The organism is Formosa sp. S-31, from assembly GCF_051172795.1.
Lineage (GTDB): Bacteria > Bacteroidota > Bacteroidia > Flavobacteriales > Flavobacteriaceae > Formosa.
This window is the reverse complement of record NZ_JAENDK010000003.1, coordinates 196,282-216,245: the sequence shown is the minus strand read 5'-3', so window position 1 is coordinate 216,245 and position 19,964 is coordinate 196,282. Positions and strand designations below refer to the sequence as shown.

Sequence of the window (19,964 nt, the reverse complement as noted above, 5' to 3'; positions counted from 1 at the left end):
GACTTGGGATCATAATCTTATACATTATAAATACAAATCAACTTACATAGTTTGACTTTTGAAAATTTAAATGTTAAAGGACTTATAAAATCGACAAAGTGATTGTTAAATGTTGTTAAACGTTAAAATATGTTTTTGGTCGAGTAAAAATTGATGATTTTTGATATTTAATATTTTTTTGTTAACAAGTCTTTTGTTACTTTTTAATGTAAAATATTGTAAATTAGATAGTTGTGTTTTGTTGTTTTAAGTTTGTTAATAATTTTTATTTATGAAGTCAATAATTTTAGTTAGACATGGAAAGTCTTCATGGGAGTACGATGTAAGTGATACTTTTAGACCGTTAAAAAATGTAGGAATTTCCAACACAAAAAAAGTTGTGAAAAAATTTCAGGAGGTCTCAAACATAGTTCCGGAAGCTGTGTTTAGCAGTCATGCTAAACGCGCATTGGATACGGCCAGAATTTTTGTTGAAAATAGTAAAATAAAACTTCCGGAAATACAGATAAAGGAACAATTATATGATTTTGGAGGAAGCCAGTTAGTGCATTTTATAAAGGGGTTGGATGATAATATTGATACTGTACTTATTTTTGGCCATAATAATGCATTTACCAATTTTGCGAATGCATATGGAAGTGAAACGATAGTCAATGTGCCAACCAGTGGACTTGTGCATATTGATGTGGAAATTGATTGTTGGAGTTCGTTGCAAACTGGTATAACTATTCTTACGCTGTTTCCAAAGTATTTGGATTAAAATTAATGGAGTACCTCGGATTATTTAAACTATTTATAATAATTTTAAAAGGCTATTAAAAAGTAAAAGCAATATATTTGTGAGTGTTAAAAAATTGCTTTTATGACAATAGAACAGAAGCTTAGTAATAGTTATGTAAACAGGGAAGTTAGTTGGTTACAGTTTAATGCAAGGGTGCTTCAGGAAGCCGAAGATAAAAATGTACCGTTAATTGAGCGCCTTCGGTTTTTAGGTATTTTTTCCAATAATTTAGATGAATTTTTTAAAGTACGATATGCAACGGTAAAGCGTATAGATCAGGCCGGTAAAGCAGGTAAGAGCGAATTGGGTGGCGTAAAAGCGAGCGAATTATTAGAAGAGATAACTCAAATTGTAATTAAACAACAATCTGATAGTCTCGAAATTTTAGATGCTATTCAGAAAGAGCTTGAAAGAGAAAAGATTTTTATAATTAATGAAACTCAAATCAAGCCATCTCAGCATAAATTTATAAAGCAATATTTTCTTGAAAAGGTTAGTCCTGCCTTAGTGACTATCATTTTAAACGATCTTGTTAAATTACCATTGTTAAAAGATAGTGCGGCTTATCTGGCCGTAAAAATGGTAATGAATACTAATAAAAATCAGTATGCTTTAATCGAAATTTCCAAAAACATGGATCGTTTCGTGGTGTTGCCGCAGGAAGGTGATAACGATTATATAATTATGCTGGATGATTTACTTCGCTATTGCCTAAACGATATTTTTAATATTTTTAATTACAAGTCTGTTTCAGCTCATATGATTAAAATTACCCGTGATGGTGAGCTGGATTTTGACAGTGATCTTTCGAAAAGTTTTATAGATAAAATATCGGATAGTGTAAAGCACAGACAGATTGGCGAACCTGTTCGTTTTGTATACGACAAGACTATTGAAGAAGAAACGCTTCATTATTTATTAAGAAAGATGAATATCGAACCTTCCGATAGTATCATTCCCGGCGGGAGGTATCATAATCGAAGAGATTATATGGGCTTCCCCAGTTTAGGAAGAACCGATTTGTTATACGACAAAATTACGCCACTTCCAGTAAAGGGGCTTAGTTTGGAAACCAGTATTTTTTCGGCAATAGCCAAAAAGGATTATTTGTTATATGCCCCGTATCAGACCTTTTCTTATATCGTTAAATTTTTACGTGAAGCGGCTCTGGATCCACAGGTTAAGACTATAAAAATTACTATTTATCGACTAGCTGAAATTTCTCATATCGCCAGTTCATTAATTAATGCTGCTAAGAATGGAAAAGGGGTGACGGTTTCTATAGAACTTCAGGCTCGGTTCGATGAACAAGCGAATATAGAATATGCCGAGCAAATGGAGTTAGAGGGGATTAATCTTATTTTTGGAGTTCAGGGTTTAAAAGTGCATAGTAAAATGTGTGTTATTGAGCGTGAAGAAGGAAGGAGAATTAATCGTTACGGATTTATAAGTACAGGAAACTTTAATGAGTCGACAGCCAGGATTTATACCGATTATACATTATTCACAGCCAATCAGAAAATTTTAAAAGATATTAATAAAGTATTCAGCTTTTTTGAAACAAATTATTTAATTTTCAAGTATAAACATATTATTACCTCTCCGCATTATACCGAACGTGCATTGTATAAATTAATAGATGCCGAAATAGTAAATGTAAAACAGGGAAAACCGGCGTATATCAGGCTTAAAATTAATAGTATTTCCAGCTATAAAATGGTAGATAAATTATATGAAGCCAGTAGAGCCGGAGTGAAAATTCAGATGATAGTAAGAGGCTTGTGCTGTTTGGTTCCGGGTATTCCGGGAATGAGTGAAAATATTGAAGTTATAAGCATTGTTGATAAATTTTTAGAGCATACCAGACTATATATTTTTGGAAATGCAGGCGAACCAAAAGTGTACATTTCTTCGGCAGATTTAATGACAAGGAATATCGAAAATCGGGTAGAAGTAACCTGTCCAATTTACGATGAGAATATTAAGGCCGAATTAATAGATACCTTTAATATCTGTTGGAGCGACAATGTAAAAGCACGTATTATAGACGAAAATCAAACGAACCAATATAGACGGAATAATAAACCAAAGGTAAGGTCTCAGTTTGCGACTTATGAGTATTACCTGAATAAGCTAAAAGAGTAATATGCTTAACATAAAAAAATATGCAGCAATCGATATTGGGTCTAACGCCGTAAGATTGCTGATATCCAATATAATCGAGGAAAAAGGTAAACCAACCCGGTTTAAAAAAAGTTCGTTAGTACGGGTGCCTATACGATTAGGGGCAGATGTGTTTGTGCATGAAAAAATTTCCAAACAAAACACCGAGCGTATGGTTGATACCATGATGGCGTTTAAGTTACTTATGAAATCGCATAAAGTTGTAATGTACAAAGCCTGTGCGACCTCGGCAATGCGTGAAGCCAAAAATGGACCTCAGGTTGTAAAGCAGATTTTAGATAAGTCGAATATTAAGATCGATATTATTGAAGGCGAAGAGGAGGCGGCTATTATTGCAGCTACCGATTTAAATTCTTATATCGATAAGAATAAAACCTATCTGTATGTCGATGTTGGTGGGGGTAGTACAGAGTTTACTGTTATAGATCAGGGCGTGACCAAAGTGTCCAGGTCGTTTAAAATTGGTACGGTGAGGCTGTTAAATGATATGGTTAAAAAGGAAACCTGGGAAGAGCTTGAGTTATGGATAAAAGAGCACACTTCAGATTACGAAAAAATAGCGTTGCTGGGGTCAGGAGGGAACATAAACAAAATATTTAAAGTCTCTGGTAAAGCCATGGGCAAACCTTTAACCTTCTTTTATCTGACGTCTTATTACAATATGCTTCAAACCTATTCTTACGAAGAAAGAATTAGTGAATTAGATTTAAATCAGGACCGGGCAGACGTAATTATACCGGCAACACGCATCTATCTTTCGGCTATGAAATGGAGTGGAGCAAAGGATATTTATGTGCCAAAAATAGGATTAAGTGACGGGATTATAAAAAGTTTATATTACGAAACGGTGTCAAGTAAAACGCTAGAATAAATCGAATATTTCTACCGTTTGTCCTATTTATACTACACTCATCTAATATTTAGTTTTAAGTAAAATTTTTAATTTTATTTTAGATATTAATTTTTGCAATATGAAAAAATCTACGCTATTAATTTTAACCCTACTTATTTCTGCAACCAGTTTCGCTCAATTCGATTTATTCGGAGTTCGGGCGGGTATGAATATCTCCAATTTAGACTTTGAATCTGAAGTTCCAAGCGGAAATACCCATAGAAACGGATTTATGATTGGCTTTTTGGCGCAATATGGGGTTTCCGAACATTTTTCTATAAGCCCGGAGGTTCAGTTTTCTGCTGAAGGTGCGAAAGATAAAGACTTAAGATTAGATTATATTAATGTTCCTGTTTTAGCAAAATATTTGTTTAACGAGCGTTTGGCTTTTGGTGTTGGTCCTCAAATGGGAATAAAAGTACACGAATACGAAGATGGCTATAAAAACCTGATGTTTTCGGGTGTTGCCAGTCTTGAATATCTGGTTTTAGACGACTTTTTTATAGATGTACGATATTCTTATGGTTTTACCAATGTTTTTGATGACGACCAGTTTTATGAAGCTAAAAACAGTAATATTCAAATAGGAATAGGTATTAAAGTATTTTAATCAGAAACTAACGGTTTGGAATAAGAGAGCAAGAATTCAATAGTTGAGTTCTGGCTTTTTTGTACAATAAAATTAGCGTTTTAAATACTCCTGAAGCCAGTATGCCGACTTTTTAAAAGTGCGTTTTTGGGTGTTATGGTCGTTGTGTATTAATCCGAATCTTGGGGAGAACCCTTCGGCCCATTCAAAATTATCTACCAGTGTCCAATTAAAATATCCTTTAATATTTATGCCTTTACCTAAAGCTTTCTGAGTGACTTTTAAAGTGTTTTTTATGTATTTAATACGTTCTTTGTCTTTAATTTTTCCATGTATTATCTCATCATCCAGACAAATGCCAGATTCTGTAATATAAATAGAATGCACATCTTTGTAGGTATTGAATTGTTTTAACATTTTATACAAGCCTTTAGGGAAAACTTCCATACCCATATTGTTTGTTTTTACGTTGCGTTTGGAAGCGGGAATTTCTCCGGCATGAAGTATTAATGGAAATATGCGATGTTCGGCAACTACTCTGAAATAATATTGAACGCCAATAAAATCGAAATTGAAAATCATTTTATTTTCATCTCCAGCCATAAAATATTTTTCTATGCGTTTTAACCCGGGAATGGCTTTATATGGATATCCCAATCCTAATGCAGGTTCTATGAAAAAGCGGTTAAGTAAAGAGTCTATTCGTTTTGCAGCCCTAACATTTAGAATCTGACGATTTTTAGGAGTAACGTAAGAGCAGGAATAGGTTGTGCCAATAATTGCTTTAGGAAGGTTTTTTCTGATGATTCTTCCGCCTTCAGCCTGGCAAAGGGTTGCATGATGTGCTGCAGGAAGAAAATTTTTAAGGCCTTTTTTTCCTGGTGCATGTATGCCCATAAAATAACCTAAACCAATAAAACTCATAGGTTCGTTTAAAACCATCCAGTACTTTACCTGTTTAAATTCTTTGGTGCAAAAATCCACGTAACTACTAAACCAATCTATGATGTTACGATTGGTCCAGCCACCCTGGTCTTCCAGTTTTTGAGGTAAATCCCAATGGTATAAGGTTATCCAGGGGTCTAATTTATGTTCTAAACAACATTGAATTACCTCATGGTAAAATGTAACACCTTCTCGGTTTATCCGACCTTCTCCATCGGGGAAAATTCTGGACCAGGATATAGAAAATCTAAAAGCGTTTAAGTGTAATGCTTTAGCACTTTTAATGTCTTCTTTATAGTTGTGATAAAAATCTGTTGCGATATTTCCATTTCCTTTCTTGAATACTTTGCGATTGGTAAATGTATCCCAGATCGAAGGTCCTTTACCGTAACTATTATAAGCGCCTTCAGTCTGGTAAGAGGAATTTGCGACACCCCAGGTAAAATCTTCAGGGAAATTAGAGCGCTTAATTGTTTTCATGTTTAGTAAATTTGTATCAAATTACATTCTACAGTTAAATTGCATGTAATACTTAGGTAAACCTTGTGTTAAACTGTTGTTTTAAGTGTTTAAACTCTAATTCGTTATGACAATTCAGGATTTAGTCGGGCATTATACCATTATAGGTACAAATCAAAATGCAGATCAAGTAAATTATCGAGGAACCTTAAGCTTAACTCTTGATGTTAATAATAGGATTGCTGCAAAGTGGCTAATTCATAATGAGCAGGAACAGTTTGGAACAGGCTTTTTTAAAGATGACATTCTTGTAATTAATTTTCATTATTTAGGAGGAGATCAGCATGTGTTTCGCGGCGTTGTGGTGTATCGCTGTATTTCTAAGGATGTTCTGGATGGATTTTGGTCGGAAGATTTTGGAGATCCATTGTTCTTAGGAGGCGAGCGTTGCTTTCGAATTAAGGAGTAATATTGTATTAAATTTTTCTTGAATTAAAATCATTTTAACTTCATATAAGTTATTCAGAATGAGAATAACTTTTTGTAGTATTGAAAATGTTTATAGTAAAATAAAAACAATCAATTTCATTTATCAGTTTTAGGTTTTGTTTCGGGATACATTTGTCTCACCAATATTCTAAAATAAATAACTTTTAAATGAAAAACATTTTACAATTAAGTGTGCTAGTTGCCTTAGGTGTGTTGACATCGGCTTGTCAGGGCAAAAAGGAAGATCACACTACCGATGCTAATTCTGGAGCAACCAAAACAAAATCAGAGAAAAAAGCAACGACAAATCAGGATTGGTGGCCAAACCAGTTAAACCTGGATATATTGCGTCAAAATTCAGAATTGTCAAATCCTATGCAAGAGGATTTCAATTATATTGAAGCATTCAATAGTTTAGATTACCCTGCTTTAAAAGAAGATATCCGAAAGGTGTTAACTGAATCTCAGGATTGGTGGCCGGCAGATTTCGGACATTATGGAGGATTATTTATTAGAATGGCATGGCATAGTGCCGGAACCTACAGAAGTGCAGATGGCCGTGGCGGTTCTCGTTCAGGTCAGCAACGTTTTGCCCCACTTAACAGTTGGCCGGATAACGCTAATTTAGATAAAGCCAGACGTTTAATCTGGCCTATTAAACAAAAGTACGGTAACAAAATTTCCTGGGCAGATTTAATGGTGTTAACAGGAAATGTGGCTTTAGAAGATATGGGCTTCGAAACCTTTGGTTTTGCCGGAGGAAGAGAAGATACCTGGGAACCTGAAAAGGATGTGTACTGGGGAGCAGAAAAGACCTGGTTAAGCGATGAAAAACGTTATTCGGGCGACCGTGAGTTAGAGAATCCGTTAGCAGCGGTTCAAATGGGATTAATCTATGTAAATCCTGAAGGACCAAACGGTGTGCCGGATCCGCTTCTTGCAGCTGATGATATTCGTGCAACATTTGGTAGAATGGGAATGAATGAAGAGGAAACTGTAGCTTTAATTGCAGGAGGACATACTTTAGGAAAAGCACACGGTGCTGGAGATGCCAAGCATGTAGGAGCAGATCCGGAAGCGGCTGCTATTGAAGAGCAGGGGTTTGGCTGGAAGAGCGATTACAAATCAGGAAAAGGAGCCGATGCTATTACTTCAGGTTTAGAAGTAACCTGGACGCCAACTCCAACACACTGGAGTCATATGTTCTTCTTTAGTTTATTTGAAAACGAATGGGAACTTACAAAAAGCCCTGCAGGTGCACACCAATGGGTAGCAAAAGGAGAGCCTAAAATGATGGTTCCAGATGCTTATGAAGAAGGTAAAATGCATAAGCCAACGATGTTTACTACAGATTTATCTTTAAGAATGGATCCGAGTTTCGAGAAAATCTCCAGACGTTTTTACGAAAATCCAGAGTTGTTTAACGAAGCTTTTGCACGTGCCTGGTTTAAATTAACACACAGAGATATGGGACCTAAAACAACATATTTAGGCCCTGAAGCACCTAGCGAAGATTTAATCTGGCAGGATCCGATTCCAGCTGTAAATCACCAGTTAATTAATGCGAGTGATATAGCAAATCTTAAAACTCAAATTTTAAATTCAGGTTTGTCTATTTCTGAAGTTGTAACTACAGCTTGGGCTTCGGCTTCAACTTATAGAGGTTCGGATAGACGAGGTGGCGCGAATGGAGCGAGAATTCGTTTGGCTCCGCAAAAAGACTGGGAAGTAAATAATCCTGCACAATTAGCTAAAGTATTAGGTGTTTTAGAAGGGATTCAGGCAGATTTTAATGCAAAATCAGGAGCTAAAAAAGTGTCAATGGCTGATTTAATTGTACTTGCAGGTGCAGCAGGGGTAGAGCAAGCGGCTTCTAATGCTGGATACAAAGTAAGTGTGCCTTTTACTCCAGGACGTATGGATGCTACTCAGGAACAAACAGACATAGAGTCTTTTGGATTGTTAGAGCCAATGGCCGATGGATTTAGAAACTATTTAAAAACACAATACACAATTCCTACTGAAGAGTTGTTAGTGGATAAAGCACAATTATTAACCCTTACAGCGCCGGAAATGACTGTTCTAGTGGGTGGTATGCGTTCTTTAGGAGCTAATTACAACGGTTCTCAGGATGGTGTTTTTAACTCAAATACGAATGAATTGTCTAATGATTTCTTTGTAAATCTTTTAGATATGGGTACTGAGTGGAATGCGTCTTCAGATACTAAAGAAGCATTTGAAGGTAAGGATAGAAAAACTGGAGAAGTTAAATACACGGCAACGCGTGCTGATTTAATTTTCGGATCAAATTCTGAGTTACGAGCTTTGGCTGAATTATATGCGAGTGACGATGCAAAAGCCCAGTTTGTTCATGATTTCGTAGCAGCGTGGGATAAAGTGATGAAACTTGACAGATTCGATTTAATTTATAAGTAGTTTTTATTTTTTGATAGATCAACATGAGCAGTGTTGATGTTTTACAGCCAGACTTTTAGTCTGGCTGTTTTTTTTTTTTTTTTGTATTACTTGTTATTTTCTAATTCCATAATCAAGTTGCCTATTAAAGCGGTCCAGCCGGTCTGGTGTGCAGCACCCAGGCCTTTTCCTGTATCTCCGTCGAAAAATTCATAAAACAGGTGTAAATTTTTAAAATGTTCATTCGTTTCATATACCTTGTTGTGGTCGTCTGAATGGTATTGAAATTTACCATCGGAGTTGCGTTCAAAAAGTTTTATCAGGCGTTTACTGAGTTCGTTGGCAATCTGGTTTAAATTTAGTTTATTACCAGAGCCCGTTGGGAATTCGTGGGTGTAAGTGTCTTTGTAAAACTCGTGGTATTTACGTAGGGATTGTATAATCATGTAGTTTAGAGGCAGCCAGATTGGCCCTCGCCAGTTAGAATTACCTCCAAACATATTGGATTGACTTTCTCCAGGTTCGTACTGAATTTGATGGTGCCCATGGTAAAGGAAGACGAACGGATGTTTTTCGTGATATTTTGAAAGCGAACGTATACCGTAATCCGAAAGGAACTCATTTTCATCCAGTAAGTGTTTTAAAATATGATCCAATCGGTAATCGCGCATTACAGAAAACAAATAATTGCCCTCTGCGTTGGTTTCTTCAATCTTGTAAATTAAAGAGGCTAAATCTGGTCGTGTTTTTACTATTTCAACAGCTCTAGCCTTGAATTCTTTTAACTGGTCGAAGAGTTCTTTATTAATGACATCTACAGCAAACATTGGGATTATTCCAACTAAAGAACGCACTTTTAGTCTGTCTGTAGCTCCGGATTCCATTTCAATAACATCGTAGTAAAAATTATCTTCATCGTCCCAGAGCGAGATGTCTTTTTTTCCAATATGGTGCATGGCCCAGGCTATATTCAAGAAGTGTCGGAAAAACTTAGACGCAGCCTCTTCGTAAGCATTGTTTTTTCTTGCCAGTTCTAGCGACATCCGTAGCATATTTAAGGTAAACATAGCCATCCAGCTGGTCGCATCGGCCTGTTGCATTCTTGTTATGCCCGGCGGCATATGGTTGCGGTCGAATACACCAATATTATCCAGGCCAAGAAAGCCACCCTCAAATAAGTCGGTGCCATTCTGGTCTTTCTGGTTGACCCACCAGGTGAAATTAATAAGGAGTTTCTGGAACGCTTTTTCCAGAAAATCCACATCACCTTGCCCGTATCTTTTTTTGTCTTTTTCATACACATTCCATACTGCCCAGGAATGCACGGGAGGGTTTACGTCGCTGAAATTCCATTCATAGGCAGGAATTTGTCCGTTGGGATGCATATAATTTTCCCGAAGGACGAGCAGGAGCTGTTCTTTAGCAAAATAAGGGTCTACTTCAACAAAAGATGCCATGTGGAAAGCCAGATCCCAGGCGGCATACCATGGGTATTCCCATTTGTCGGGCATGGAAATGATATGTCTGTTTGTTAGATGTTGCCAGCTATAATTTCTGGGGTTATTTCTATGCGGCGTCGTTTCGCCAGGTCCGCCAAAAAGCCATTTAAAAACATCGTAATAATAAAATTGTTTGGTCCATAACAAACCAGCAAAAGCACTTTTTACTATATCTTGATGCGGTTTAGATATGTGTTTACTTACAATGTCGTTATAAAAGGCCTTACAGTCTTTTTTTCGTAAATCGAAAATAGATTCAAAATCAGAAAAGGGCTGTTCTTTTTTACTTTTGCTTAGTCTGACCCTAATCGATTTTTCCTGTCCGGCAGCCAGAGTAAAATGATGCCAGATGGCGAGTTTAGAGCCGGTTTTTTCCGGATTAATAGTGTATTTACCTGAAACAATATAGTCGTTTATCCCGTCTTTTACATATTTAACATTATTTTCAGTATTGTAAATAAGAGCGTTATTGGTTTCGTTTTCACAGAAGAGCTGATTTCCGCCTTCATGGTAGAAAAAGTAACGTCCATTTCGGGTGCTTCTTGCTTCAACAGAGTCCTTCGACATGGGTTTCATGTTGGGTCTCGAGAAGTTAGTATTGTGTTTCCAGAAATTCCGGTACCACAAATGTGGAAGCACATGAATTGAAGCTGTTTTAGGAGCGCGATTAACAATTGTAATTTTCATTAAAATGTCATCGACATCTGCTTTGGCATATTCTATATAACAATCAAAATAGGCATCGTCGTCAAAGCAGGAAGTGTCTAAAATTTCATATTCACTTTCTTCTCGACTGCGTTTGTTTTTCTGGAGCAATTCGGAGTAAGGAAATGCATTTTGAGGGTATTTATACAGGTATTTGCAGTAAGAATGCGTAGGCGAAGAGGCTAGGTGGTAATAGAGTTCTTTGACATCTTCCCCATGATTTCCTTCATTGTTTGTAAGCCCGAAAAGGCGTTCTTTTAAAATGGGGTCTTTACCATTCCAAAAGGCTGGTGCCAGACAAAGAATCTGTCGGGCATCGCAGAATCCGGCAATACCTTCTTCTCCCCAGCGATATGCATTACTTCTTGCTTTATCGTGCGAAACAAATTCCCATGCATCTCCGTTTTCACTGTAATCTTCACGCACGGTGCCCCATTGTCTTTCGGCTAAATAAGGTCCCCAGTTTTTCCAGTTTTTATAGGGGTCAAATATCGATAATCGATCTAATTCATGAATATTATGTGTCATATATTCCTTAAGATTTATTTTGAGCCAGGTTGTTTTTTTAGTACGTCATCCAAAAAACAACCTAAAGTTCAATTTAATAAATTATGTGTTCTGTCATGATAAAATCACATAACTGTTGTATAAAAATAAAACTTATTTAAACAGATTGGAGGCTTTGGGTAAAGTATTGTTTAATTGGTAGTTAATTAGTTGTGAATTTGTTATTTGTTTAAAATTAAAGACTGAAATTGATTGAAATGGAAAATAGATTTTGTGTTTTTGTGAAATCTTCGGTTGCATTTAGTTGTTGGTATTGTAAATTAATACTTGATTTTTTGTTTTTGATGTTTCTCAATAAAGACAGATGAAATATCTATTGAAATTATTCAGTAAAGATTATTGCTATGGAGACGGAAAGGACCTGGAGTTGATAGCTTATTTTTAGTATTAATAAATTGTAAATAAAAATTTAAATTAACAGCACAGAGCAGGATAGATTATTTGAGTTTAATTAATATATTTGGAATTTGAAAACGTTTTCGTAAGTCGATTCGGTAAAAATTCATATAAAAAACAACTAATTACTATATTTAGAAAAGTTAAACCATGAGTCAAAGAACATTAAAAATATTCCCGACATTACTGATTTGTCTATTCTGGGTGACGAGTTTTGCTCAGGAAAATAAAATTATTACCGGAAAAATAAAAGATGAATCAGGAAAAGAGCTTTCAGGAGTCATTATTATAGAAAAAGGGACTAATAATGGCGTGCTTTCAGATACTAAAGGTAATTTTTCCATAGAAGTAAATGAAGGCAGTATCTTAGTGTTTTCATCAGCAGGATTAAAACCAGAGGAAAAAACAGTTGGAGATGCAAAACGTATTGAATTAACTATGCATGAAGATAAAAAGGCATTAGAAAAAGCTGTTATCGTAAATTATGGAGGATCTAATGAGTGAAATTTACGTATGACAAAAAGTTAATTTTTATAAATTATAATATCATTTTAATGGTACTCTGAAGTTTTTTAGAGTACCATTTTTTTTGAAGATATACTAATGAAATCTAAGATTATTTGGTAGTTTACAAACAAAGAGACAACTAAAAGTTATTTTATGATTTTTATGTATAGTTAAAAAGAAATCACTATGATTATAGACAGCCATCAACACTTCTGGGTTTATAATGAACAAAAACACGACTGGATAGATGATACTATGTCTGCAATTAGGCGCAATTTTCTTCCGGAAGACTTAAAAGCTATTTATGAGGCTGAAGGTATTGATGGTTGTGTTGCTGTACAGGCCGATCAAACACCTGAAGAGACTGATTTTCTATTACAGCTTTCGCAAAAGCATAATTTTATTAAAGGAGTAGTAGGCTGGCTTGATTTAAGAGCTGAAAATCTGGAAGCACAACTGTCTAAATATGAAGGGAAAGAAAAATTAAAAGGTTTCCGTCATGTAGTTCAGGGAGAACCCGATCATAATTTTTTATTGCGTCCTGAGTTTTTAAAGGGGATTTCCCTCCTGGACAAACATAATTACACGTACGATATTTTAATATTTCCTCATCAGTTGGGAGCAGCTCTTGAGTTTATAAGGCGATTTCCAAAGCAGAAATTTGTAATCGATCATATAGCCAAACCGTATATTAAAGATGGTTTTTTTGATGGCTGGGCGGCCTTGATTCGGGAAATCGGCAAACATGAAAATGTATTCTGTAAACTGTCCGGAATGGTTACAGAAGCCGATTATAAGACCTGGACTCCAGAGCAAATTAATCCTTATATGGATGTGGTTTTGGAAGCGTTTGGTACGGAGCGTTTGTTATTCGGTTCCGACTGGCCTGTATGTCTAGTGGCCGGAAATTATTCAGAAATAAAAACTTTAACAACTAACTATATAGCAAAATTAACACCAGTGGAACAAGCAAAAATTATGGGTGAAAATGCTATGCAATTTTATAATCTTTAAAACTATGGATTTAAATTTAAAAGATAAAGTGGTAGTGGTAACAGGAGCTGCCGGTATCGAAGGCAGTATAGGGAAAACCATTGTAGATGCCTTGGCAAATGAAGGCGCTATTCCTGTGCTTGTTTGTAGAAACGATCGCGGATTTGCGTACGAGAAACAATTGCAGGATAGAGGCATTGATTCGGTGTTTTATAAAACTGATATGTCCGATCCCGCTCAGGTTGAAGCCACGGCAAAAAAGATAGGCGAGAAATATGGTCGGATTGATGCACTTATTAATAATGTGGGCGTAAATGATGGGGCTGGTCTGGACGCGTCGGTAGAGGACTTTATGAAGTCTATAAAACTTAACTTGACAAGTTTTTTTGCCATGACTAAGTTTTGCTTGCCACTTCTTAAAAAAGTAAACGGGAATATTTTAAATATTGGTTCTAAAGTAAGTTTAACAGGACAAGGGGGGACTTCTGGATACGCGGCCTCTAAAGGGGGCGTACTCGGTTTAACCCGAGAATGGGCCGTTGATTTACTGGAAGATCAGATTCGTGTTAATGCTATAATTATTGCAGAAAGCTGGACGCCTGCTTACGATACATGGATTAAAACCCTTGAAGACGGAGAGGAGCGTTTACAATCTATAGTCGATAAAATTCCTCTAGAAAAGCGCATGACGACGCCACAGGAAATAGCGGACACCTGCTTGTTTACAATTTCTGAAAAATCGTCGCATACCACTGGTCAGTATATTTTTGTAGATGGTGGTTATACGCATCTTGATCGGGCGATTTCTTAAAACTTAACTTATGAACAAACTAACTACCAAACCAAAATTAGTCGATAAAACCATTCTATTACCATTTATATTAGTCACCAGTTTATTTGCGCTTTGGGGCTTTGCAAATGATATTACAAACCCTATGGTTTCTGCATTTAAAAAAGTACTGGAGCTGGACAATTTTAAGGCTTCTCTGGTACAAATGGCCTTTTACGGCGGGTATTTTACTATGGCCTTACCTGCTGCAATATTTGTAAATAAGTATTCTTATAAAAAAGGCGTGTTATTAGGGCTTGTTTTATATGCTTTAGGTGCTTTATTATTTTATCCTGCGGCTGCTTTTGAGGCTTTTGGATTTTTTCTCGCCGCCTTGTATATTTTAACCTTTGGCTTAGCCTTTTTAGAAACTACGGCTAATCCGTATATCTTATCTATGGGAGATGAAGCAACCGCTACTCAACGTCTTAATCTGGCACAGGCTTTTAATCCCATAGGAGCCTTAGGAGGTTTAATTATTGCTCAGAAGTTTATCCTGGGGTCTTTGCAGTCGGATGATTTAAATGCGGACGGAACCTCTGTGTTTGAGACCATGAATGAATCCGGAAAAGCTTTAATTCGTACTGCCGATTTACAGGTTATCAGAAATCCGTATGTGTTATTAGGTCTCGTGGTTATTGGATTTTTTGTTATGATTGCAGTTGTTAAAATGCCTCAAAATAAAGATCAGGAAACAAAAGTAAATATCTCAGAATCCATAAAACGCTTATTTCATTCCAAAAAGTTTGTATGGGGAGTAATCGCTCAGGCGTTTTATGTGGGCGCACAGATTATGTGCTGGACCTATTTGTATCAATATGCCGAATCTATAGGCATCGATAATCAATCGGCAGTCACCTATGGAATCAGTGCTTTAGTCATTTTCCTTGTAGGAAGATGGGTAGGTACGGCATCATTAAAATATGTACAAAGCGGACAATTATTATATATCTTTTCTTTAGGTGCTTTAGTGTGTACTTTAATTACCATATTTATTCCAGGAATGATTGGATTATATGCTTTAGTAGGGATCTCCTTTTTTATGTCCATCATGTTTCCAACCATTTATGGAATCGCACTGGAAGGACAGGGCGAAGATGCTAAGTTTGGAGCTGCATTTTTGGTTATGGCTATAGTTGGCGGCGCATTAATGCCTACGTTACAAGGATTGATTCTAGATTTAGGAGGCTTAGGCTATACCGATGTGAAAATTTTAGGTGTTCCAGAGGTGAATTTTTCGTATATTTTACCGGCAGCCTGCTTTATTGTAATAGGCTATTATGGTATTATGGTTTATAAAAAGAATTTTTAAATATGAAGAGTAAACGGTATTACCTCGCTTGCGATTTAAAAGACGATCCGGAGTTATTTGAAACGTATAAAGACTTTCATAAAAATGTATGGCCGGAAATATTAGAAAGTATTAAGGCTTCGGGAATCGAACAGATGGAAATATTTAATATTGGAAATCGCCTTTTTATGGTTATGGAAGTTAACGATTCTTTTTCTTTTGAATCGAAGGCTGAAAGCGATGCAGAAAACGATAAGGTTCAGGAATGGGAAGCATTAATGTGGACTTTTCAGCAACAATTACCTTGGGCAAAGCCAGGAGAAAAATGGATGTTGATGGATTCCATTTTTAAACTTTAGAATTGAAGCTTAAAAATATTATAAAAAGTAAAAACGCCAGATAGCAAACTAAGTTGTATCTGGCGTTTTAGAATAAAAAGAAAGAAAATTATAATTGTTTTTTTTAAGCTTGTTTAGAAAACTTTTTCTGGTAAATTTTACTGAATACAAGGAATAATACGCCACATAATAACCAGGCAGGTAAAGTTAAAAATGAAAGGAATACATTAAACTGAACCGAGATAAAATAGAATATTCCAAAACTGATAATCCAGGACCAGAATACCGCCGGATTAAATTTAATTCCGGTTTTTTCAGCAAAGAATTTTTGTATTCCGAATTTCTCTCCAAAGAAATATTCAAATACGATTATAGCACCTACAGGAGCAAGGATAAAGCCATACAAGGCAACAAAACCTAATAATTTCATGGCAAATGCTGGGAATAGTCCAGCTAGAGTAGCCACAGTTCCCGCGATAATGGTTACCCAGAATGTAGACACTTTAGGGATTATAGCCTGGAATGCTAAACCTGCTCTGTAAATTGTTGGGTTAGCGGTAGTCCATCCGGCCAGTATTACAGCAATGATTCCGAAAACACCAATGGCATTATAGGCTAAGGGCCCCGGAGCAACACTAGGTGCTTCACCACCAGCTAAGATAGCCTGAGCTTCCGGCGATTTTAGATAAACGGCATATAATAGCGCTGCAGCAATCCACGCCATATAATGGCCTACATACATACCTGCAGCGGTAGTCCAGGCAGCTCTTGGGCGTTTAGCAAAGCGGAATACCGATAAATCAGACATACCCACGTGCATGGCAGCATTAGCAAACCAGGACCAGATTACCACATGCCAGAAGGTGTATTTTACCTGTCCCGGGAACGGATCAGAACCTTCTCCCCAGATATTCCAGAAGTCTGAAAAACTAGTTACTTCTAGTTGAGATAAAGCTACAACACCACAGGCCAGAAACGCCAGTACAATTATAGGTGACATCCAGTTTGCGGCTTTAGTAACCGTTTCGTAGCCTTTGGCAGCTATCATAGAAATTACCGCTCCAATGACTAGTACAATTACAATCCAGGTAATACCATTTGGCATGGTGTCCGTTAACTTTGGCATTTCCATATTAAACGGAATTCCGACGGCCGTGGCAGAAACGGTTATCATAGACCCGGCAAGAAAACAGAAGAGTACACCGTTGGCTAAATTGTACAGTACTACAAGATTTTTACCACATATTTTTTCTAAGTGGTAATATAAGGTTAAACGGAATTTTACGGCAATCTGAGCTGTTAAAAAACGCCAGCTTAAAACCGCCAGGAAATTTCCTATTAGTAGTCCGATAATAAGATCGAAGGCACTTACTCCGGTAGTTAAAAACAGAGGTCCGATAACAAATTCTGTACCTGCAGCATGCTCTCCGGCATACATGCCAAGAAAGTTTTTCCAGGATTTTAATCTGGATTGTGGTACGGGCTCTCTTTCAAATTCTCCTCCCGCAGTAGTTTCTAAAACGTCTTCTTCAATACTTATTTGTGTCATTTGTTCAGTTAGCATGTTTTAATTAAAGGTTGTGAGTATTAATATTAAATAAGATGTTGCGGAAGGTCGGTTACACGCTCGCAACATAATTGCTCCATAATTTGTTGTAGTTGTACTTTTAAAAGCGACATGGTATGGTCGCCACCTTTGGCTCCAAGTGCCGCCGTGCCGTACATAAAGGTTCTGCCCATAAAGGTGAATTTAGCACCGCTGGCCATGGCTCGGGCAATATCCGGCCCTGATCGTAATCCACTGTCGACCATAACTTCAATTTGATCGCCATACGTGTCTGCTATAGATTTTAAAGGTTTGATTGTAGATTCTCCGGCATCCAATTGTCGCCCGCCATGATTGGATACGATAATACCGTCTAAACCTAATTTTATGGCTTGTTCGGTATCTTCCAGAGATGCAACACCTTTTAATACCAGTTTGCCTTTCCACATATCGCGTATCGGTTTTATTTTTTCTGCATTTAAGCGCCCGGAAAAAGTCTGGTCCATAAATTTACCAAGTTGCTTCAGGTCTAATCCTTTAGGCATATAAGGTTTAAGCGTTTCAAAATTTGGTTGACCGTGTTTCAGAGTTTGTAAAGCCCAATTTGGTTTTCCTAAAATCTGCATGATATTCTGAACGCTCATTTTCGGGGGCATAGCCAATCCATTTCGTATATCTCGTGGTCGAAATCCAAAGGTAGGGACGTCGCATAAAATAACAAGTACAGGGCATTCTGCAGCAGCTGCACGATTAATAATATCGTCTCTTAATCGGTTTTCTGCCGGGTGATACAGTTGAAACCAGGCTTTTCCTTCCGTAAGTTCGCTTATGCGTTCTATGCTGCTCGTCGTAACAGTACTAAGTATAAAAGGCAGATTGTGTTTAAATGCTGCCTTAGCCAGAATTTCAGGTGAATTCGGCCACATTAAACCTTGCAGTCCAACTGGAGCCACACCAACCGGAGCATCGTATTCTACTCCAAATAGTTTGGTCTTAATGCTAGACTGGTCGTATTCTTTGATGTATTGTGGTTTTAACTGAACATCGCGAAGTTCAGTCGTGTTTCTGTGTAAATTAATATCTTCATTACAGCCACCATCCAGATATTCGAAAGCAAAGCGGGGAATATTTTGTTTGGCTTTATTTCGTAAATCTTCTATAGCTGGGTATCGGGTGTCGAATGTTAGGGCCATATTTTTAAGGGGTCAGTTAGTTAATTATTAGCTCAGGAATTTTTTTCTTAAATCTTCAACCTGGTTGTCGTCTATAGGTACCATATTACCCAAAGAAGCTCCTAAAACTATCGATTTTGCACTAAACTCGGCCACTTCTAAATAATCGAAAGTTTGCAATAGTTTATCTCCGGTAATAATTACAGAATCGTTTTCTACGATTAAAGCTGTGGAACAGTTTTCCATGATAATAGAATTGTTATTGGCTTTAAAATGCGAACCGTATTCTATGGCAGGAATATCTTGCAGGAAGATCCAGCTTTCCGGAATGGTACGTACGTTTAAGTAGGTTTTTGTTATCCCAAAAGCCATTAAATATGGAGATTGGGTCATGATTATGGAGTTAATCTTAGGGTTACGTTTGTAAATTTCCTGATGTAACCAGGTCGCTCTACTCGGATTTTTCCCAGGTTCCCGTTTACCATCTTTTATTTGAACAATATCTTCCATATCCATGTCCCAGCGGTTTACATCTGTAGGCGTAATCAGAAAATCGTTGCCTTTCCAGCGCATGGAAACCGTGCCGTAGGAGCTGATCATAAGACCTTGCTGACATGAACGTTGAACAATTTTACAAATTTCCAAACGTTTTTCAACTTCGTCCGATGGGTGCGTGGTATTGTCTTGAACTGGTATAGTTTGTTTTACCTGAGCTTCGAATGTATCAATCTGCTCATCACTTAAATAGTTAGGCGTACCAATCTGTGTGCCGTATAAAATGGTACGTGCGCAGAATTCCAAAGTTTCAAACCGTTCGAAAGCATCGGTTAAATCGCTGCCCCCTAATACTGTTCCATGGTTTTCCATAATAACAGCTTTATAGCCTTTCTTGAATTCTTCAGCAATAACATCTCCTAAAGTACTGCTTCCTGGTAATTCGTATTTGGCATAACCAATAGGACCACAAATGTGTTTGGCCTGTGAAATAACATTAGTATTCGGTATTTTTCTGACTATACTGAATGATACTAGTGCAGGAGGGTGGGCGTGAATTACAGATTTAATATCCGGACGACATTCGTAAATGGCTTTATGGAAAGGAAATTCTGAAGATGGTTTATGCTTACCCACTATGGTGCCATCTTTCTTAACACATACAATATCCGATGGTCTTAAAGAGCCTTTGTCTACTGCTGAAGGCGTTACCCAGATATGTCCATCATCATCTATAATCGATATGTTTCCACCGGAAGTAGTGGTCATGCCGCGTTTATAAATTCTACTGATTATAGTAGTAATCTGATCTCTTGGATGTTCTAATTTTTTGTTTTTCGACATGCCTTTGGTACTTAAAGGTTAATATTTTA

Annotated in this window: 16 protein-coding genes; 11 read left to right on the top strand and 5 right to left on the bottom strand. The window is 36.9% G+C overall.

All coding sequences use genetic code 11. The annotated features are described in order from the left end of the window. Nucleotides 1-271: 271 nt before the first annotated feature. From I3217_RS05430 to I3217_RS05415, 4 genes are all read left to right on the top strand, one after another. Nucleotides 272-760, top strand: coding sequence for a SixA phosphatase family protein (locus tag I3217_RS05430; RefSeq protein ID WP_435048732.1), 489 nt, complete (start codon nt 272-274; stop codon nt 758-760). Nucleotides 761-862: 102 nt separating this feature from the next. Next, nucleotides 863-2,926, top strand: a complete 2,064-nt coding sequence (gene ppk1 / locus I3217_RS05425) for a polyphosphate kinase 1 (protein ID WP_435048731.1) — start codon at nt 863-865, stop codon at nt 2,924-2,926. Between the two features lies 1 nt (nt 2,927). Further along, nucleotides 2,928-3,836 carry a Ppx/GppA phosphatase family protein gene (locus tag I3217_RS05420; RefSeq protein WP_435048730.1) on the top strand — a complete coding sequence of 303 codons (909 nt, stop codon included), beginning with the start codon at nt 2,928-2,930 and terminating at the stop codon, nt 3,834-3,836. A 100-nt stretch (nt 3,837-3,936) separates the two neighbouring features. Then, the gene (locus I3217_RS05415) at nt 3,937-4,467 is read left to right on the top strand and encodes a porin family protein (protein ID WP_435048729.1); all 531 of its coding nucleotides are present in this window, start codon (nt 3,937-3,939) and stop codon (nt 4,465-4,467) included. A gap of 72 nt (nt 4,468-4,539) precedes the next feature. Here the strand turns inward: I3217_RS05415 and I3217_RS05410 are convergent, their stop codons facing one another. Then, nucleotides 4,540-5,871: a GH1 family beta-glucosidase gene (locus I3217_RS05410; protein ID WP_435048728.1), complete on the bottom strand. Its 1,332-nt coding sequence runs from the start codon at nt 5,869-5,871 to the stop codon at nt 4,540-4,542. 106 nt (nt 5,872-5,977) lie between these two features. Here I3217_RS05410 and I3217_RS05405 point away from each other — a divergent pair, with 106 nt between their 5' ends. Both I3217_RS05405 and katG read left to right on the top strand, forming a co-directional pair. Then, on the top strand, nt 5,978-6,319 hold the full coding sequence (locus I3217_RS05405; RefSeq protein WP_435048727.1) for a hypothetical protein: 342 nt from the start codon (nt 5,978-5,980) through the stop codon (nt 6,317-6,319). Between the two features lie 188 nt (nt 6,320-6,507). Beyond that, entirely contained in the window at nt 6,508-8,775 is a 2,268-nt protein-coding gene (katG, locus tag I3217_RS05400; protein ID WP_435048726.1) for a catalase/peroxidase HPI, read from the top strand. Nucleotides 8,776-8,861: 86 nt separating this feature from the next. On the opposite strand, the gene I3217_RS05395 is transcribed toward katG, so the two are convergent. Then, nucleotides 8,862-11,486: an MGH1-like glycoside hydrolase domain-containing protein gene (locus tag I3217_RS05395; protein WP_435048725.1), complete on the bottom strand. Its 2,625-nt coding sequence runs from the start codon at nt 11,484-11,486 to the stop codon at nt 8,862-8,864. A 585-nt stretch (nt 11,487-12,071) separates the two neighbouring features. Here I3217_RS05395 and I3217_RS05390 point away from each other — a divergent pair. The 5 genes from I3217_RS05390 to I3217_RS05370 all read left to right on the top strand — a co-directional run bounded on the left by I3217_RS05390 (nt 12,072) and on the right by I3217_RS05370 (nt 15,900). Next, nucleotides 12,072-12,425 carry a carboxypeptidase-like regulatory domain-containing protein gene (locus I3217_RS05390; protein ID WP_435048724.1) on the top strand — a complete coding sequence of 118 codons (354 nt, stop codon included), beginning with the start codon at nt 12,072-12,074 and terminating at the stop codon, nt 12,423-12,425. Nucleotides 12,426-12,614: 189 nt separating this feature from the next. Beyond that, entirely contained in the window at nt 12,615-13,442 is an 828-nt protein-coding gene (locus I3217_RS05385; RefSeq protein ID WP_435048723.1) for an amidohydrolase family protein, read from the top strand. Between the two features lie 4 nt (nt 13,443-13,446). Then, nucleotides 13,447-14,232, top strand: coding sequence for an SDR family oxidoreductase (locus tag I3217_RS05380; RefSeq protein WP_435048722.1), 786 nt, complete (start codon nt 13,447-13,449; stop codon nt 14,230-14,232). Nucleotides 14,233-14,242: 10 nt separating this feature from the next. Next, entirely contained in the window at nt 14,243-15,562 is a 1,320-nt protein-coding gene (gene fucP / locus I3217_RS05375) for an L-fucose:H+ symporter permease (protein WP_435048721.1), read from the top strand. Nucleotides 15,563-15,564: 2 nt separating this feature from the next. Next, nucleotides 15,565-15,900, top strand: coding sequence for an L-rhamnose mutarotase (locus tag I3217_RS05370; protein ID WP_435048720.1), 336 nt, complete (start codon nt 15,565-15,567; stop codon nt 15,898-15,900). 103 nt (nt 15,901-16,003) lie between these two features. On the opposite strand, the gene I3217_RS05365 is transcribed toward I3217_RS05370, so the two are convergent. The 3 genes from I3217_RS05365 to I3217_RS05355 are packed head-to-tail and all read right to left on the bottom strand — an operon-like array spanning nt 16,004 to nt 19,935. After that, entirely contained in the window at nt 16,004-17,428 is a 1,425-nt protein-coding gene (locus tag I3217_RS05365) for a purine-cytosine permease family protein (protein WP_435048802.1), read from the bottom strand. Nucleotides 17,429-17,472: 44 nt separating this feature from the next. After that, nucleotides 17,473-18,618, bottom strand: coding sequence for an alpha-hydroxy acid oxidase (locus I3217_RS05360; protein WP_435048719.1), 1,146 nt, complete (start codon nt 18,616-18,618; stop codon nt 17,473-17,475). 27 nt (nt 18,619-18,645) lie between these two features. Further along, nucleotides 18,646-19,935: a class II aldolase/adducin family protein gene (locus tag I3217_RS05355; protein WP_435048718.1), complete on the bottom strand. Its 1,290-nt coding sequence runs from the start codon at nt 19,933-19,935 to the stop codon at nt 18,646-18,648. Nucleotides 19,936-19,964: the final 29 nt, after the last annotated feature.

Coding starts and splice junctions, on each gene's coding strand:
- I3217_RS05430 (WP_435048732.1), top strand. CDS start 272: ATGAAGTCAATAATTTTAGTTAGACATGGAAAGTCTTCATGGGAGTAC.
- ppk1 (WP_435048731.1), top strand. CDS start 863: ATGACAATAGAACAGAAGCTTAGTAATAGTTATGTAAACAGGGAAGTT.
- I3217_RS05420 (WP_435048730.1), top strand. CDS start 2,928: ATGCTTAACATAAAAAAATATGCAGCAATCGATATTGGGTCTAACGCC.
- I3217_RS05415 (WP_435048729.1), top strand. CDS start 3,937: ATGAAAAAATCTACGCTATTAATTTTAACCCTACTTATTTCTGCAACC.
- I3217_RS05410 (WP_435048728.1), bottom strand. CDS start 5,871: ATGAAAACAATTAAGCGCTCTAATTTCCCTGAAGATTTTACCTGGGGT.
- I3217_RS05405 (WP_435048727.1), top strand. CDS start 5,978: ATGACAATTCAGGATTTAGTCGGGCATTATACCATTATAGGTACAAAT.
- katG (WP_435048726.1), top strand. CDS start 6,508: ATGAAAAACATTTTACAATTAAGTGTGCTAGTTGCCTTAGGTGTGTTG.
- I3217_RS05395 (WP_435048725.1), bottom strand. CDS start 11,486: ATGACACATAATATTCATGAATTAGATCGATTATCGATATTTGACCCC.
- I3217_RS05390 (WP_435048724.1), top strand. CDS start 12,072: ATGAGTCAAAGAACATTAAAAATATTCCCGACATTACTGATTTGTCTA.
- I3217_RS05385 (WP_435048723.1), top strand. CDS start 12,615: ATGATTATAGACAGCCATCAACACTTCTGGGTTTATAATGAACAAAAA.
- I3217_RS05380 (WP_435048722.1), top strand. CDS start 13,447: ATGGATTTAAATTTAAAAGATAAAGTGGTAGTGGTAACAGGAGCTGCC.
- fucP (WP_435048721.1), top strand. CDS start 14,243: ATGAACAAACTAACTACCAAACCAAAATTAGTCGATAAAACCATTCTA.
- I3217_RS05370 (WP_435048720.1), top strand. CDS start 15,565: ATGAAGAGTAAACGGTATTACCTCGCTTGCGATTTAAAAGACGATCCG.
- I3217_RS05365 (WP_435048802.1), bottom strand. CDS start 17,428: ATGACACAAATAAGTATTGAAGAAGACGTTTTAGAAACTACTGCGGGA.
- I3217_RS05360 (WP_435048719.1), bottom strand. CDS start 18,618: ATGGCCCTAACATTCGACACCCGATACCCAGCTATAGAAGATTTACGA.
- I3217_RS05355 (WP_435048718.1), bottom strand. CDS start 19,935: ATGTCGAAAAACAAAAAATTAGAACATCCAAGAGATCAGATTACTACT.